Consider the following 16,938-nt stretch of genomic DNA (forward strand, 5'->3'; position numbering starts at 1 on the left):
TTAGCAATTACTAATGCTGAAAGGGTTTTTTGTTGGTTTAAACCTTTCCATAAAATCTAAAATTCTTATCTTTCCGATTCTAAATTTTAAATACTATGAACAGAGGGTTTCTTATTATTCTTACCTTATTTTTCGGATTATTATCAGCGCAGAAAAATGCCTACTATCAGCAATACGCCAAATACAAAATGGATATTGATGTAGATGCGAAAAATTTCACTTACAACGGAAATCAAACTTTAACTTATACCAATAATTCCCCGGATGAACTTAATGTTGTTTATTTTCATCTTTACTGGAACGCTTTCAAACCTGGCTCTATGATGGATCAGCGAGTTGCAAGTCAAGGAAAGAACGGAGATTCCAGATTGCAGAATAATGGAATTTCTACTTTGGCCTCGATTCCGAAAGAGGAAGAAGGAGCACAAAATATTCATTGGATCAAACAAAACGGAAAAACTCTGAAATTCGAAATTCAGGAAACCGTAATGAAAGTGTATCTAGATTCATCCATTAAACCAAATTCCTCAACAACCTTCACCATGGAATGGGATGCGGTAATTCCGATGCAGATTCGCCGTGCCGGCAGAAATAACCGCGAAGGAATCGATATGACTGTTACACAATGGTATCCGAAGATTGCAGAATATGATTATGATGGCTGGGCAACTTTCGATTATATCGGCAGAGAATTTCATGCACCGTTTTCCGATTTTGAAGTCAACATTAAAATTGATAAAAATTATGTAATTGGAGCGGGCGGAACTTTAGAAAACCCTTTGGAAGTAAAAGGTTACGATTCAAAAGCAACCATTAAAGCAGATAAAAACAATAAAGCAACCTGGAAATGGACCGCGAAAAACATGCTCGATTTTGCCTGGGCTGCAGACCGCGATTACACTGTAGAATCTTTTGTGATTTTGGATGGACCAAAAGTAAATTTTGTGTATCAGAAATCGGAGAAAACTAAATATTGGGCAGAAGCGAAACCTTACGTAACCAAGTTTTTCCAAATAATGAACGCTACTTATGGTAGATATGTTTATCCATCGTACTCATTTATTCAAGGTGGTGACGGCGGAATGGAATACGGAATGTGCACTATGATGTTGGGTGAAGCAACAAGTTTGAATGGCTTGGTTGGCTTAATGGTTCACGAAGGTGGACATTCCTGGAATCAGCAAATGATGGCTTACAACGAAAGCGTTCGTCCGTGGATGGATGAAGGTTTCACAAGTTATTATGATGATTATATTATGTATCAACTGTTCCCGCCGAAGACGCCTCAAGCAAATCCTTTTACCACAAGCATCGACAGATATAGAAATTTTGTAAAAAGAGGAATCGAAGAACCTGCAGTTTGGTTAGGCGATCATCACGATAACGGAACCGCATATTCTTTTGCAACTTACTACAAAGGAGAATTATTTCTGGTACAATTAGGTTACATCATGGGTGAGCAAAATCTGGCTTTGGTAATGAAGGAATTTTATAATGAATGGCACCTGAAACATCCAACCGACAGAGATTTCATGCATATTGCACAGAAAGTTTCGGGCATGGATTTAAAATGGTTTCTTCACTATTGGATCAGTACAACAAAAACGATTGATTACGGAATTAAAGATGTAAAATACGATGAGTTTTCAACAACAATTACTTTAGAGAACAGAGGAACAGTTCCGATGCCAATTGACTTCTCAATTTTAACAACCGATAAAAAAGTCGTTAATTATCAGATTCCATTAAACATGACCCATACCTGGAAAACGAAAGATATTTATGGTGATTTCAAAACAATGCCTTATTGGGCATGGACTCAGAAAGAATACACTTTGACAATTCCTTATAACAAATCACAGATTTCTGCACTGGGAATTGATTTTTCTCAAAGATTAGCAGATGTTAATCCAGAAGATAACTTGGTAGAAGTAAAATAAAAAGGAGAAATTCTAAATAATAAGTACCATTAGTTCACCTAATGAAAAAATATAAAAGATGAAGTCCATCGTAATTAATATAGGAAATACCAATATCCGATTCGGTTTATTTGATGATGACAACTGCGACATTTCCTGGATTTTAAATACCAAACCGTACAGAACCAGCGACGAACTACAGATGCAGTTTATGATGATGTATCAAACGCATAAAATCGAAGCGGAGAATATCGAGAAAATAATCATCGGCTCTGTCGTACCACAATTGACGTACGATGTTACCCGAGCGATTCAGAAGATTCATAATAAAAAAACCATCATCGTTGATCGAACTACTCCATCTGGAGTTCAGCCCAAATCGAAACAAATGGGAACTGATATTTACGCAAACCTAGTTGCCGCACATCATCTTTATCCGGCGGATAAAAAGAAAGTTGTTTTTGATTTCGGGACCGCTTTAACTGCAAGTTGTATTGATGAAAGTGGCGAAACCATCGGAGTAATTATTGCGCCCGGAATTATTACCGCTTTGAATTCTTTAATTCACGACACCGCACAATTACCGGAAATCGAACTGGTAAAACCAAAATCAGTTTTGGGATTAGATACCGTTTCCTGTATGCAGAGCGGAATGGTTTACGGTTATTTAGGAATGGTTGAAGGTTTCGTAGACCGTATTAATGAAGAAGTTAAAGACGATTGTTTTGTAATTGCAACGGGCGGAGTTTCGCATGTTTATAAACCCTTAACGGATAAAATTCAAATTGCAGACCGGTTACATACTTTGAAAGGATTGTATTATTTAGGTAAAGATTTATAAATGTGAAAGGTCAATTGCGTTGCTTGTGAATGGTGAATTTTCAAATGTGAAAACACAGGGGAATTTAAAAAAAATTCACTTTAAGTAATTCACTTGAAAGAAATTCGTTTTGAAAAATTTATTATCTTTTATTTTTAAAAAACTCTTTTACAATCATAGAACATTCGTGTTCCAAAACTCCCAGAACAATTTCTGTTTTCGGATGCAACTTTAAATGCTTATTGATAAAACCTCTTTGTTCATCTCGTGCACCAATTACGACTTTTGAAATCTGAGACCAACTTAAGGCACCTGAACACATGACGCAAGGTTCCAGCGTAACATACATGGTGCAACTCTGCAGATACTTTCCACCCAAATAATTGGCAGCAGAAGTAATTGCCTGCATTTCTGCATGAGCAGTTACATCATTCAAGGTTTCTGTTAAATTATGAGATTTCGCCAGGATTCTGTCGTTTGAAACGATGATACAACCAATGGGAACTTCATCTTTTTCAAAAGCAATCTGGGCTTCTTGTAACGCCATTTTCATATAATATTCGTCGGTAAACATATTTAAACAGATTAGGTTTTAAAACTTGGTCATTAGATTTTAGACTTCTACAATTATAAACTTTAATGAAAAAAGGTTCAGCACAAAACTAAACCTTTTTCTAAATTATTTTAATGTTTAGAAACGATAACCGATTCCTAACATTCCTTTTCCTGTGATTGGAGTATCGTCATATTCGGAACTCATGCCAAATCTTCTAGCAATTCCCATGCTAGCTTCAAATATAATATTTCTCCTGGCAACCCATTTACCACCGAAACCAATACCTGCACCAATGGTCGTGTTTTTTTCATATTTATAAGTCGAAACAAAAGACCCACTACTGGTATAAGGAACATAAATCTCATCATTAGACATCGTAATTGGTATGAAACCTTCTACAAAAAACCCAGAGGCATATTTTTTACCAAAATACATGCGGTAATAAGGAGAGATTTGCGACTTTATTCCATCTCCATCTTCGCCTTTATCTAAAAGCATCATTACATTAATTCCAATTCCGGAATCTTTATTAAGTAATCTTTCATACGACACATTTAATGCTGGCCCAGCGATCAATTCAATTGGGCTGATCATCATGTCGTTTTGTCTCTCAGCCGAGTTTTCTTCCTGTGCATGAAGAGTCACTGCAAAAACCAGAGACGCAATAAGTAAAAGTTGTTTCATCTTTTTTTTTCTCAAATATAGATAAAAACCAAGTTTAAATCTAGGAATAATTAAATAGCTCTGTTTATTCAAAATTCATGGATAGGGGAAGCCGAAAACGATAGCGAATTGGCGTTCCATCTATGAAAGCGGGAGAGAATTTTTCTGGCAGAAGATAAAGTGCAATTTCGGCTTGTCGATTGAAGGCAAAATTATCTCCTTCTGCCTGTACCGAAGTGATAGAGCCATCTTTTTCAACAACGAAAAGTAATTCTGTTTTCATTATTTTCTTTTCACTTAAAATCGCATTGGTATAAAACAAATCCATAATTTGTTGCCGCATTAAATTAAATCCACCAGGATAATCGGCGTTTTTGCTTAAGTCTGACTTGTGTGGATTCACTCCTAAAATTGGCTGTTGGTTATTGATATTCAGTCGATTTAAATCTTCCCGAATTTTAACCCGTACCAAAGCGTTAACCAAAGCATTGTTCTGAATACTGTCGAGTTTTACCATAAACTCTTGAAAGTCATTTTGAACTGCAATTTTTTTAGCCGTATTTGCTTCTTTATCGAATCGTTTTTTGAATTCATTATTCAACATAAAACGCTGATAGTCATAATAATTTTTGACTACTTTAAATTCTTCATTTTGTTGAGCAAATGAAAAAAAACAAATGAATATAGCAAAAAGGGAGTAGAATTTCTTCAAAGGATTTAAATATTTAATAGGTAAAAATAATTAAAATAAATGAGAATTGTAAAATATTGATTTTTTGGAATGACTATAAGCATCTACACCAGCGATGATTGCAACCCGACCTGAACGGAGTTCTCTCCCGTATTTTGACTGGAGAAGCGGGAGTGGCGGACGGATTAGTTTGCCTCAAAAAATGAATTGTGTACTATAAAAAAGTCCCGCTCATTGCTGGGCGGGACTCTATATAATTTGGTGTAGATTTACTCTGCGCTTGTTGCTTCTGCTGCTGGAGTTTCTCCTTCTGCAGTTTCTTCTTCATCCTCATCATCAATAACCGCACCTCCTTTGGCTGCAGTTCTAGACATTTTAACAGCAACTACTACTGCATTGTCTGGATGCATAAATGTGAATCCTTCAGTTTTGATACCACCAACATAAAGTTTGCTACCAATCTTAAGTGGAGTAACATCTACCACGATTTCGTCTGGTAAATTTGCTGGGATTGCTTTTACTTTCAATTTTCTGAAAGACTGTCTCATTGCACCACCGGCAACTACCCCTTTTGAACGTCCTGTAATTCTTACTGGAACTTCCATCACAACTGGTTTATCATCTGCTAACTGATAGAAATCAGCGTGTAAGATTTTGTCAGTTAATGGGTGGAATTGGATGTCCTGAAGTACGGCAGGAATGGTTTTTCCGTCAACCTCAATAGATACCGTGTGTGCTTCAGGAGTATAAACCAAACCTTTGAAAGATTTTTCTTCAGCAGAAAAATTTAGGGTTTCGGCACCTCCGTAAACAACACAAGGAACTAATTCAGCATCACGTAAGGCTTTAGTAGACTTTTTGCCCACGCTTTCTCTTTTTGTACCTTGAATTGTAATTGATTTCATTATAATATATTAAATAATTTTAAGGGTGCAAAGATATAATTTTTATTTTAAATAATAAATTTATCGCTAATGGATTTGTGCTGGTGAACCATTTTCATAACATCTGCAAAAAGTTCTGCACAAGACAACACTTTTATTTTTGATGACAATTCTGTTTTAATAGGAATAGTATCGGTCACAATCACTTCGAGGAGTTTTGAATTTTCAATATTCTCATAAGCTTTTCCAGATAGAACACCGTGTGTTGCCATGGCGCGAACGCTTTTTGCTCCGTTAGCCATCAGGATGTCTGCAGCTTTGCAAAGTGTTCCTGCGGTATCAATCATATCATCAATGAGGATAACATTTCTGCCTTCTACATGCCCAATCAAAAACATCTCTTCGATTACGTTTGCTTTTTTTCTCTCTTTGTAAGCGATTACCACATCTGCACCAAGATGACTTGCATAGTTTTTAGCTCTTTTTGCTCCTCCCATATCTGGTGAAGCAATGGTAAGATCTTCTAAATTTAATTGCTTGATGTAGTCGATGAAAATTGTTGAAGCGTATAAATGATCTACTGGGATTTCAAAGAACCCCTGAATTTGATCTGCATGTAAATCCATGGTCATAACGCGGGTTGCTCCGGCTGCTGTTAGTAGATTTGCCACTAACTTCGCTCCGATTGGTGCTCTGGGTTGATCTTTTCGATCTTGTCTTGCTAAGCCATAATAAGGCAAAACTACCGTGACACTTTTCGCAGATGCTCTTTTAGCGGCATCAATCATGAGTAATAACTCAAGTAGATTGTCTGCTGGTGGAAAAGTGGAGCCAATCAAAAAAACCCGTCCACCACGAACAGATTCATCCAATACGGGCTCAAATTCCCCATCACTAAAATCTTGGAAATTAATTCTTCCCATTTCTTGCCCATAAAATTGAGCAATTTTTTCCGCCAAAACCTTACTTGTCCTGGTAGAGAATAAATAACTTGCCTGATCAGCCATTTTTACTTTTTTTTAGATGTGCAAATTTAAAAAAAATAAAACCACTTGAAGAATTCAAGTGGTTTTTTATATTTAATGATTTTCCATTTTAACTATGGGAAAGTTACACCTTGATAACTATTCACGTTTACCATTGGTAAAGTTGATTTATATTTAAGGTTAATCACTCTCATAAATTCGTTAGCGATTAAAGCATAACCTCTTCCTGTAAGGTGAACTCCATCTAGAGAGAATGTTCCTCCTGTAACGAAGGTTGCAGTGTATTTCACCCCATCGAACTGAATCCCTGACATGGATGAAAGTTCCGTCATCTTTTTATTAGCATCAACAAATGCTAAGCCTTTTGCATCAGCTAAAGATTGGATTGAAGCATTGTAAGCTGCAGTAGCTGTTAAAACTCTTGCAGTTTCTTTTTCTGTCAATACATATTTGTCTGCCAATGGAACTGAAGTTCCGCCACCTACTGCTGCAGTTAACTGACTTGAAGCGGTTAACAAAACTAAATCTTTAGAAGTAGTTTGTCTGTAAGAAGGAATACCTAATGCACTTAAGTCCGTAAGATCTTTATCTACAATTACAGCACCATTAGCTACCCCAACAGTAAACTTAATTAATCGTTGATTGTATTCTGCATCGGTTAAGTATCCTAATGTTTTCGCCTGACCTAAACCTGCGTTATAAGTTGCATATCCAGCATTTAATGCTGATACGGTTGCTGGATCACCAGGAATTGGTTTTGCAGGAACTCTTGTAAAATAAGGAATTGATGTTACATTAGGAATATTTGCAATAACTCCTTTTGCTCCTCCTGCTGTTAAAGCATTTACATAGTTATTAATTACGGTAGCAACTAAACCTGGATCAGAAATATCATTTGAACCATAAACCGCAGCGTTTGGATTACCAGTTCGGTCAACTCCCGCTCCACCACTTGTTGCATAAGAAAGAACATCGTTATTACCGATCCAAAGAGAGAAGAATGTAGGCTTTTGAGCAACTGCATCACCAATAACAGAAGCAGTTGGACTTGTAGCGAATCTCACAAAATAAGGATTTGCAGCACCTGTTGTTAAACCGTTAGCATTGCCATAACCAGCTACACCTAAATGGAAAGATTTCGCACCTGGAACCCCCATGTTATTAAACATTTTACCTGCACCACCGATCATATCTAGATTTGCGCCTGGAGCACTCGGTGTTGGAGACAATGCCCCATTAACAACTTTAAGAGTTAATTTTCCGTAGAAATCTGTACCTCCTGAAGCGGCAAATAAGTTCGTAAATCCACCAACATTATTGGGCATCATTGGTTGTGTAAATTCTCCACCACCGGCAAGCTTCATTTGCTTTGCCATCATTGCTGGATAAGATTCCATTTGCCCATCACTGTACAAGGCTCCATCTCTATAGCCAGATGTTAGCGAATTCCCAATAGATACAAATTTTGAAAAATTCGCGTCACCACTTGTCACTTGGATGCTACTTACATCAGTGTCAAAATCTGTTTTGCAACCTACTGTAGCTAATAAAGCTGAAACAGCAATTGTTGAAATTAATATTTTTTTCATAACTAAATTAAATCTTAAAATGCATTATATGACAGACCTAAACCGAAGTAATATGCTTTCGCTTTTGCTTGTCCGTAGAAGTTATTATAGGCGTTTGCAACCGCTCTGCTTTTTGGGAATGCAATTCCACCTGCGATATCTACTCCAAATCCTTTCATCAAATTAATTCCTAAACCTGCTGTAACAACATTAGAATCAAACGATGGAGTTTCTGCTTGGAAATCTTTATCAGCATATGGTGATTGATCATAATAATATCCAGCACGTGCTGCAAACATATCATTGATTTGGTACTGAGTTCCAACTCTCCAAGTCTGGGTACTTTTGAAATTTTTCGGACTAACCAAAACAGTTGGATCAGTCGGCTGATTACCAATCGGTGCATTTGCAAAATCTAGAGTAAGTTGGTTATATCTGTCCCAACCACTATAATTAAAGTCTCCAGAAATCAACCACTTTGGAGTAACTTTATAAGTCACACCAATGGTATACTCGTCTACTAAAGGTAAAGTTGCTTTGAAAGAATCCTTCCCAGAAGCATCAAGACCTAAACTAGGATATAATGCAGGAGAAATATCAAAACTAACTGTTCCGTCTTTTGCTTCCATATCAATAGGAGAACGGTAGGCAATACTTACATCCAACTTATCACTCGGCTGCAAATAGAATCCTATTCCAAAACCACTTCCAGTAGCTTTATCGTCCTTAAGATTAAGAGTTCCACCCAATTGAGTAACCGCTTTATCCCAATTTACAACTCCTTTTGCGTAAATATAACTACCACCGACAGAAGCCCAAGGTGCTAATTTAAAAGAGACCATTGGTTGGAAATAAAACGCTTTCAATTCCAGACGTTGAACGATTTCTCGACCTGACCAATCAGATGGCCACTCTATCGTACTTCCGAATGGAGTAGAAAAATTAAATCCGACAGAAACATTGTCTAAAACTTTATAAGCAATCGCCGCATAAAGTGGAGTTCCAAGTGGATTATTGGTATCAAAAGATTCAAGAGTAGATAAATTTTGGTACGTTACACTAGATTTTGCACCGAAACCACCAGCTGCAATACTTAATTTAGCGGGAATAAAAGACATTCCTGCAGGATTAAAGAAAGTTACACTCGCATCGTCTGCATGTGCACTAGTGTGAGCCATTGCCAATTGCTTTACACCTTGTAAAGAAACCCGAAAGCCCCCCGCATAAGCAAGAGTGCCGGCCAACAAAGCTGTTGTTAGAACTATTTTTTTCATAAAATCATTATTAATGTTCCAAATATAAAATTATTTTTTAAACAATTGTTAATTAATCTTAAAACTTTTTAAACAAATGCTATCTTATGCCTAATGTTTAATTTTTACATCTAGAAAAAACACCCGAAATATTAATGATAATAAGCATTTATGCCAAAATATCACTATAAAATTAGAAACCGTTTAATTTAAATGAAATCAATAAAATGAAAACGATATCTCAAATTTTAATTATATGATTTGCATAATATTTATATTATATTTGAATTATTCATAATACAATAGCCTTAAAACTTATAATTGAAAAATCATCATCGTAAAAAAGTAAGTCAATGAAATATACAAAAAAATTATACTAAATTTGCAACATATAACAAAAATATAAATATGAGTTGTGGATGTAAAACATCCGGCGATTCGTCCCATTCGTGCGGAACAAAATCCGCCAATGGCTGTGAAAGTGTAGATACTTGCGGAAATAGCTATAAATTAAGCGTTTTCGATTGGCTCTCGAATATTAATAACCCTTCTCAATCTCAAACCGATTTTGTAGAAGTAAGATTCAAGAACGATCGTAAATTTTTTTATAAAAACGTTAATAAATTACCGCTTCATATTGGAAGCGTCATCACAGTAGAATCTAGTCCGGGTCACGATATAGGAGTAGTTAGTCTCACGGGAGAGTTGGTTAAAATTCAGATGAAAAAGAAAAGAGTCTCTGAAGAAAACCCTTTAAAAATTTACCGATTAGCCAACCAAAAAGACATTGAAATCTGGCAAGATGCCAGAGGAAAAGAAGAAAGCGTAAAAATTCAAGCCAGAAAAATCGCCTATGCGTTGAATCTTGAAATGAAAATTACGGATGTTGAATATCAGGGCGATGGAACAAAAGTCACCTTCTTCTATACCGCAGAAACGCGTGTAGATTTCCGTCAGTTGATTAAAGAATTTGCTTCTTTATTCCGTGCTAAAATCGATATGAAACAAATTGGTTTTCGTCAGGAAGCAGCAAAAGTTGGTGGAATCGGATCGTGCGGTAGAGAATTATGCTGTTCAACTTGGTTGACCGATTTTCGGTCTGTAAACACCAACGCAGCGAGATATCAACAATTAAGCATCAATCCGCAGAAATTAGCGGGACAATGTGGAAAACTAAAATGTTGTCTTAACTACGAACTCGACAGTTATTTGGATGCATTAAGTGACTTTCCACCTTCTTCAACCACCATTGACACTGAGAAAGGAAAAGTTTTCTGTATTAAAATCGATGTATTCAAAAAGAGAATGTGGTTTGCTTATGCAGATCATTCTATGGCATGGTATGATTTAGATGTTCAGGATGTTAAAAAAATGATCGCCAAAAATAAAAAGGGCGAGAAAGCACCTGCTCTAGAAGACGTTAAGGTTAATGACGCTCCGTTGAAATCAGTTGATTTAATTCAGGAAAACAACATGGATCGCTTCGAAAGAAGAGGCAAAAATTCGGGTAAAAATCAGAACAGAAAAAAACCGAATAACGAACAAAAGCCAGAGAATAAAACTTCAGCAAAACAAGGCGATCGGAGAAAGAGAATTTCCGAGAAACCAACGGATAAGCCTCTTGATAAAACTGCACAGCAAAATCAGAAACCGCCTCAAAACAAACCGAAACCCTTTAAAAAGAAACTTCAGCCAAAACGCGATGACAATGCATAAGATATTTGGTCTTTTTTTCGTTTTGCTTTTTCTAACAAGTTGTAAAAATGATTCTGAACAAGTATTCATGAAGAACATCAATGGGAAATGGAACAAAAAATCAGAACAGAAATTTGACTTTAAGGTAAAGGATGCTCAAAATCCAAAAAATATTATATTTGTTGTAAGAAACAACAACGATTACCCTTATAGCAATATCAGATTAATTGTGAGTTTTTTGGATCAGAAAACAAAGAGTAAAAGCAGTGATACTTTAAATTACACATTAGCAAAACCCAATGGTGAATGGTTAGGAAAAGGATTTGGCGAAACCAAAGAAACCCTTTTTCAGTATAAATTAAATTATAAATTCCCAGCAAATGGTGATTATTCCATCGGAATTATCCAAGCGATGAGAAATGACAACTTAGTGGGAATAGAAGATATTGGCGTAAAAATAGAAACGGCAAAACCGTAAACTTATTTATGGAAAACACACAGAATAAAGGAAGCAAACCGCAACAAAAGTTTCCGCTTCCTCCAAAAAAAGTCAAAAGCACGGGCTGGAAAAAATGGGTGAAATTCATTTGGACTGCAGTAATTATCCTAGTTTTGGGAATCGCAGGTTTATTTTTCGCGGTGTCACAAGGTTTTCTGGGTGATATGCCCGATGTGAAAGAACTCGATAATCCAGATATCTTTGTTGCTTCTGAAATTTATTCATCGGATGGAAAAATGCTGGGTAAATTTGAAAAGGAAAAAACCCAACCAATTACCTACAAGGAATTACCTCCCTATTTAATCTATGCTTTGCAAGCAAAAGAAGATGAGCGGTTTAAAGAACATTCGGGAATCGATTTGCAATCAGTTGCCCGAGCCGTAGCCTTCGGAGGAAAAAGAGGTGGTGGCTCTACGATTACGCAGCAGTTGGCTAAACTTTTATTTACAGGAACTGCGTCGCAAAATAGTGTACAGCGTGTTTTCCAAAAGTTAAAAGAATGGGTCGTAGCCGTAAGTTTAGAAAAACGCTACACGAAGGAAGAGATTATCACCCTTTATTTCAACAAATTTGATTTTGTAAATAATGCCAATGGAATCGAAATGGCCTCGCGCATTTATTTTAATAAAAAAGCATCGCAACTGACTTTACCAGAAGCCGCAATGTTTGTAGCAATGCTTGAAGCTCCGGTAGCAAATAACCCAATGCGAAATCCAGAGAGAGCAAAACGAAGAAGAGACGTGGTGCTCGACCAAATGCTAAAAACAGGATATCTGGATCAGGCAACTTATGACAAGGCAGTCGCAGCACCCGTTGCTGTTGACTTTCATCCAATAAAATCAATTGATGACGGTTATTCTGCTTATTATAAATTCTATTTAAGAAAAGAGATTGACGGTTATGTGAAAGATTATGAAAAGAAAACCGGCAAAACTTTAAACCTATTTAAAGATGGTTTGAAAATCTATGTCACCCTAGACTCTAAGATGCAAACTTATGCGGAAGAAGCCATCAAAGAGCATTTAACAGATTTGCAGCAAAGATTTGATGCCGAACAAAGAGGTCGAAAGCAAAGACCTTTTTACTATATCAATGAAAAGCAGATTAACAGCATTATGTTAAGTGCAATGAAGCGCACGGGCCGATACAAGCAATTAAAAAACGCAGGTGTTCCGGAAGATTCAATCATGCTCGACTTTCAAAAACCAATTAAAACTTCCAGATTTACCTGGAAAGGGGAAGAGGAAGTAGAAATGTCACCATGGGACTCTATACGTTATCACAAACAAATTGCACAGGCTGGATTAATGTCTATGGTTCCGGGAACTGGTGAAATTAAAGCATGGGTGGGTGGAATTAACTGGCAGCATTTTCAGTATGACCACATTAAACAAGGGAAAAGACAGGTTGGATCAACTTTCAAACCTTTTGTATACGCTACTGCAATCATGAAACTAGGCATGACACCATGTTCAACTGTTTCTAACGCTACTTACACCAAAGGAAACTGGAAAGTTTCAGGAAGAGGAGGAATGCTAACCTTGCGAGATGCATTGGCACAATCTCAAAACCCTGTTGCAGCAAGACTCATCGAAATGACTGGTGTAGATGCTGTTATTCAAACCGCCAGAGATTTAGGCGTTACTGAAGAGATCGAAAGAAACAATACCATTGCGTTAGGTTCTGGCGATATTACGATCTACGAAATGTTAGGCGCTTACAGTACTTTTGCCAATTATGGTAATTACATTAAACCTGAAATGATTTGGAGGATTGAAGATGCAAACGGAAGAGTCATTAAAGAAGTTAAACCAGTGACGAAAGAAGTAATGAATGAACTGTATGCCTATACCATGATTGATTTAATGAAAGGAGTCGCAGAATTTGGGACCGCTTCTGGTGAACTTGGGCGTAGAGGCGTTGCCAAAGGAATTGAAATAGCAGGTAAAACAGGAACCACACAGAACAACTCCGATGGTTGGTTTATGGGTATTACCCCAAATTTGGCCACAGGAGTTTGGGTTGGCTGGGAAGACCGTGCCACGCACTTCTTTGGAACAGGTGAAGGACAGGGTGCGAAAATGGCCTTGCCGATTTGGGCGATTTTTATGAAAAAAGTATGGGCTGACAAAGAACTCGGGATTACGCCTGAAGACAAATTCGTAAAACCTTCCAACTGGACCGGAAACTGTAATGACTTACAAGGACTTGGTGGATATGGTGACGACGGTGGTTTACAAACTATTGATGAAATTAAAAATCCGAAAATTGCGGAACCAACCGGTCCGGTAAATAAACCGGCATCAAAAAAAGAAGAGAATGTAAACGAAAAAATCAATACGGGCGACGATATCGATTTTAACAAATAACAGTCATTTAACCTATAAATAGTAAACATCCTTTCAAATTTTTGGAAGGATGTTTTTTTTAACGAACTTTGAGTCATGAATTTAGATCAGATAAAACAACCATACTTAAAAATATTTCCCGGCGATTTTTCGGGAAACCCGCGACAAAGACAAACACCAAAAGTTCTTTTTTCAACAACAGAAATTGCTCAGTTTGAAAATCCGGAACTCATTACTTTTAATGAAAAACTATCGGAAGAAATTGGCATGGGCAAAATTGAAAATCAAGAAGATATCGATTTTTTAAACGCTTCAAAATTAAGTGATAATATTAAAACTTATGCAACCGCATATGCTGGACATCAGTTTGGGAATTGGGCTGGGCAACTGGGCGATGGACGAGCAATTTTTGCGGGCGAAATACAAAATGAGAACGGAAGAAAAACCGAAATTCAATGGAAAGGAGCGGGCGCAACTCCCTATTCACGCCATGCAGATGGGCGAGCGGTTCTTCGTTCTTCTGTTCGGGAATATTTGATGAGTGAAGCAATGTATCATTTGGGAATTCCTACAACCCGTGCGTTATCGCTTTCTTTCAGTGGCGAGCAAGTTGTTCGCGATATGCTTTACGATGGAAATGCAGCTTACGAAAAAGGTGCTGTAATAACCAGAACTTCTCCCAGTTTTCTTAGGTTCGGTCATTTTGAATTACTTTCTGCTCAAGGTGAAACTGCGACTTTACAACAACTTGCGGACTTTGCCATTGAAAATTATTTTCCTCAAATTGATCTTAGCCATTCAAATAAATATGCTGAATTCTTTAAAACAGTCGCAGAGAAAACTGCAGATATGATTGTGGAATGGTTTCGTGTAGGATTTGTTCACGGCGTAATGAATACCGATAATATGTCGATTTTGGGCTTAACGATTGATTACGGTCCATTTTCTTTTTTAGATGAATATGATTTGAATTTCACACCCAACACAACAGATTTACCTGGTAGAAGATATACCTTCGGAAATCAAGCGAAAATCGCACAGTGGAATCTTTGGCAATTGGCAAATGCTCTATTTCCTTTGATTAAAGACGAGTCTAAACTGGAAGATATCTTGAATGATTTCAATACCAATTTCTGGAAAAAACACGATGAAATGATGGCGAGAAAGTTTGGATTTAACTCTTTAAAAAAAGGTGATGATGATCTGTTTACCAAAGCGCAGCAACTGATGCAAGACTTAGAAATTGACTACACATTGTTTTTCAAACAGTTAGAAACCTATTCTGAAACCATCGATTTTAAAGTTCATTTTAAAGATGTTTTTTACTCAAAAATAACTGATGAGCAATTTGAAAAACTAAAAGAATTTCTTTCTCTTTATCAAAATCGATTAACGAAAAACACCATTTCAAGAGCAGATTCTTTAAATCTAATGAAAACGACCAATCCAAAATTCATTCTCAGAAATTATTTGCTTTTTGAATGTATCAATGAACTGAATGAAGGAAAGAAAGATTTACTGAACAAACTTTTAACCGCTTTAGAAAATCCTTACGAAGAGATTTACCCAGAATTCTCTATCAAAAGACCGAATGAATATGATGGTCAAACCGGTTGCTCTACCCTTTCCTGTAGTTCTTAAAATTCCTTACTTTTGCCCAAAATTATCACTTTGAATTTGAAACAAAAATTTACCGATTTTCTAAAAAGTGTTTTCCCTGCAACAAAATTCGAAATATTTTTATTTATCTTATTCCTAATTGCCTACGGTATTTTGGGAACTGTGATTGCATTGAACTATAGGATTGTTTTTGATGACCGAATTCCGTGGGATGCGTATTTTAGTTTTGATAATAGGGCGATTGTAATGACTGGTGGAGGATTTGAAAGACATCCTTTAGCGAATTATTATTTCGGTTGGATTCGTGAGTTCTCTTTTCTCTTTTCAAATGGCAAAAAAGATGAAGTGTTTCGGCTTGTCTTAGTTTGGTGCAGTAATGTAGCGGTGAGTTTGAGTTTAGTTCAGATTTATAAATATTTAAAAAACATCATCACTTTACCGAAAAAGATTTCGGTTTTAATTGTTTTCTTTTTCTCATTTTTCACGACGCCGATTTTACTTTCTTTCACACCAGAAACTTATACTTACACCTTGTTTTTCTTGGTCCTATTTAATTATTATGCAGCACTGAAGTTAAGAAAAGAAGAAAAGATGCCCGCAGTTGCAATGACTTTAGCCGCAGTTTCTATCGGAGGATTAACCATCACGAATATTGTTAAAGTTTATATTCCACTTCTTTTTGAAAAGAATGTTTTCCAAAACTGGCGAAAATTTGGAAACCTTTTTTTCCGCGTTTTGATTTCCGTTTCTGTTTTTGTTTTACTGTTTTTGTATCGCTTAGATTTTAAGTTTTTAAACTTTTTAAATAAATCAGGACAGCAGTATGAGAAATTCTCAACTCCAAAAGCCACTCCGCTTTGGGACATGATCGCCTCTTGGTTTTTTGGTGGGAATATGCTTTTCAGCAGTTTTGCTTTAAGAGATTATCACAGTTTAAAAGGCTTTCAGTTCAAAGCACTTTTCATGGACGTTTATTCCTCCGTGATTTCATATGTATTTGTAGGATTGATTTTAATCTTGATTTTATGGAGTTTTGCAAGGAACTTTAAAAATAAATTTGTACAAATTCTCATGATTTCATTTTTAGTAGATATTGTGATTCACTGTATTTTAAAATTCGGATTGCACACTTCTTACATTTACGGCGGCCACTTTATTTTTGTAGTTCCGTTGATGTTGGGCTGGCTGTTTTACGGTTACAAAGATTCGCCGAAAACAATTTCATTTCTGTATGTTACGGTTTCGATCTTATTCTTTTATTTAGCGATGAATAATATTTTCAGAATGGTTGAGTTTTTCGACTTCCTCGAAAAATATTACACATAAGAGTTATTCAATCCTTCAAGGTTATTAAGCCTTGATGGATTATTAGATTTTAAAAAATAAGCCGTCTCATAATTAATGAAACGGCTTTGTTATGATTTTTTAAAGTACTT

Annotated in this window: 14 protein-coding genes; 7 read left to right on the forward strand and 7 right to left on the reverse strand. The window is 36.4% G+C overall.

The annotated features are described in order from the left end of the window. Positions 1–95: 95 nt before the first annotated feature. Positions 96–1,940: a M1 family metallopeptidase gene (locus tag PUH65_RS02065; RefSeq protein ID WP_305518199.1), complete on the forward strand. Its 1,845-nt coding sequence runs from the start codon at positions 96–98 to the stop codon at positions 1,938–1,940. 58 nt (positions 1,941–1,998) lie between these two features. Continuing rightward, complete coding sequence (locus tag PUH65_RS02070; protein WP_305518200.1) at positions 1,999–2,760, forward strand: type III pantothenate kinase; 762 nt, start codon at positions 1,999–2,001, stop codon at positions 2,758–2,760. Positions 2,761–2,881: 121 nt separating this feature from the next. Here PUH65_RS02070 and PUH65_RS02075 read toward each other — a convergent pair whose 3' ends face one another. The 7 genes from PUH65_RS02075 to PUH65_RS02105 all read right to left on the reverse strand — a co-directional run bounded on the left by PUH65_RS02075 (position 2,882) and on the right by PUH65_RS02105 (position 9,361). After that, positions 2,882–3,313, reverse strand: coding sequence for a nucleoside deaminase (locus tag PUH65_RS02075; RefSeq protein WP_305518201.1), 432 nt, complete (start codon positions 3,311–3,313; stop codon positions 2,882–2,884). 117 nt (positions 3,314–3,430) lie between these two features. Continuing rightward, positions 3,431–3,979 carry a DUF3575 domain-containing protein gene (locus tag PUH65_RS02080; RefSeq protein WP_305518202.1) on the reverse strand — a complete coding sequence of 183 codons (549 nt, stop codon included), beginning with the start codon at positions 3,977–3,979 and terminating at the stop codon, positions 3,431–3,433. A 64-nt stretch (positions 3,980–4,043) separates the two neighbouring features. Then, positions 4,044–4,670: an energy transducer TonB gene (locus tag PUH65_RS02085; RefSeq protein ID WP_305518203.1), complete on the reverse strand. Its 627-nt coding sequence runs from the start codon at positions 4,668–4,670 to the stop codon at positions 4,044–4,046. Between the two features lie 248 nt (positions 4,671–4,918). Continuing rightward, positions 4,919–5,554 (reverse strand): 50S ribosomal protein L25/general stress protein Ctc, encoded by a 636-nt coding sequence (locus PUH65_RS02090; RefSeq protein ID WP_305518204.1) that lies wholly within the window; start codon positions 5,552–5,554, stop codon positions 4,919–4,921. 47 nt (positions 5,555–5,601) lie between these two features. Further along, positions 5,602–6,540 carry a ribose-phosphate pyrophosphokinase gene (locus tag PUH65_RS02095; RefSeq protein WP_305518205.1) on the reverse strand — a complete coding sequence of 313 codons (939 nt, stop codon included), beginning with the start codon at positions 6,538–6,540 and terminating at the stop codon, positions 5,602–5,604. 92 nt (positions 6,541–6,632) lie between these two features. Beyond that, positions 6,633–8,108, reverse strand: a complete 1,476-nt coding sequence (locus PUH65_RS02100) for a G-D-S-L family lipolytic protein (protein ID WP_305518206.1) — start codon at positions 8,106–8,108, stop codon at positions 6,633–6,635. A gap of 14 nt (positions 8,109–8,122) precedes the next feature. Beyond that, entirely contained in the window at positions 8,123–9,361 is a 1,239-nt protein-coding gene (locus PUH65_RS02105) for an OmpP1/FadL family transporter (RefSeq protein ID WP_305518207.1), read from the reverse strand. Between the two features lie 387 nt (positions 9,362–9,748). Here PUH65_RS02105 and PUH65_RS02110 point away from each other — a divergent pair, with 387 nt between their 5' ends. From PUH65_RS02110 to PUH65_RS02130, 5 genes are all read left to right on the forward strand, one after another. Next, the gene (locus PUH65_RS02110; RefSeq protein ID WP_305518208.1) at positions 9,749–11,056 is read left to right on the forward strand and encodes a regulatory iron-sulfur-containing complex subunit RicT; all 1,308 of its coding nucleotides are present in this window, start codon (positions 9,749–9,751) and stop codon (positions 11,054–11,056) included. Next, complete coding sequence (locus PUH65_RS02115; RefSeq protein WP_305518210.1) at positions 11,049–11,513, forward strand: gliding motility lipoprotein GldH; 465 nt, start codon at positions 11,049–11,051, stop codon at positions 11,511–11,513. The genes PUH65_RS02110 and PUH65_RS02115 overlap by 8 nt, the downstream gene beginning before the upstream one ends. Positions 11,514–11,521: 8 nt before the next feature. Beyond that, positions 11,522–13,903 carry a penicillin-binding protein 1A gene (locus PUH65_RS02120; RefSeq protein WP_305518212.1) on the forward strand — a complete coding sequence of 794 codons (2,382 nt, stop codon included), beginning with the start codon at positions 11,522–11,524 and terminating at the stop codon, positions 13,901–13,903. A 75-nt stretch (positions 13,904–13,978) separates the two neighbouring features. Continuing rightward, a complete protein-coding gene (locus tag PUH65_RS02125; RefSeq protein WP_305518213.1) occupies positions 13,979–15,523 on the forward strand; it encodes a YdiU family protein in 1,545 nt (514 codons plus the stop codon). A 12-nt stretch (positions 15,524–15,535) separates the two neighbouring features. Beyond that, a complete protein-coding gene (locus tag PUH65_RS02130; RefSeq protein WP_305518214.1) occupies positions 15,536–16,828 on the forward strand; it encodes a DUF6080 domain-containing protein in 1,293 nt (430 codons plus the stop codon). The last annotated feature ends 110 nt before the right edge of the window (positions 16,829–16,938 follow it).

Source organism: Kaistella sp. SH40-3, from assembly GCF_030686865.1.
In the GTDB taxonomy this organism is placed as follows: Bacteria; Bacteroidota; Bacteroidia; order Flavobacteriales; family Weeksellaceae; genus Kaistella.

Bases quoted from the DNA above. Each gene is read 5' to 3' on its own strand.
- PUH65_RS02065 (WP_305518199.1), top strand. From the start codon at position 96: ATGAACAGAGGGTTTCTTATTATTCTTACCTTATTTTTCGGATTATTA.
- PUH65_RS02070 (WP_305518200.1), top strand. From the start codon at position 1,999: ATGAAGTCCATCGTAATTAATATAGGAAATACCAATATCCGATTCGGT.
- PUH65_RS02075 (WP_305518201.1), bottom strand. From the start codon at position 3,313: ATGTTTACCGACGAATATTATATGAAAATGGCGTTACAAGAAGCCCAG.
- PUH65_RS02080 (WP_305518202.1), bottom strand. From the start codon at position 3,979: ATGAAACAACTTTTACTTATTGCGTCTCTGGTTTTTGCAGTGACTCTT.
- PUH65_RS02090 (WP_305518204.1), bottom strand. From the start codon at position 5,554: ATGAAATCAATTACAATTCAAGGTACAAAAAGAGAAAGCGTGGGCAAA.
- PUH65_RS02095 (WP_305518205.1), bottom strand. From the start codon at position 6,540: ATGGCTGATCAGGCAAGTTATTTATTCTCTACCAGGACAAGTAAGGTT.
- PUH65_RS02100 (WP_305518206.1), bottom strand. From the start codon at position 8,108: ATGAAAAAAATATTAATTTCAACAATTGCTGTTTCAGCTTTATTAGCT.
- PUH65_RS02105 (WP_305518207.1), bottom strand. From the start codon at position 9,361: ATGAAAAAAATAGTTCTAACAACAGCTTTGTTGGCCGGCACTCTTGCT.
- PUH65_RS02110 (WP_305518208.1), top strand. From the start codon at position 9,749: ATGAGTTGTGGATGTAAAACATCCGGCGATTCGTCCCATTCGTGCGGA.
- PUH65_RS02115 (WP_305518210.1), top strand. From the start codon at position 11,049: ATGCATAAGATATTTGGTCTTTTTTTCGTTTTGCTTTTTCTAACAAGT.
- PUH65_RS02120 (WP_305518212.1), top strand. From the start codon at position 11,522: ATGGAAAACACACAGAATAAAGGAAGCAAACCGCAACAAAAGTTTCCG.
- PUH65_RS02125 (WP_305518213.1), top strand. From the start codon at position 13,979: ATGAATTTAGATCAGATAAAACAACCATACTTAAAAATATTTCCCGGC.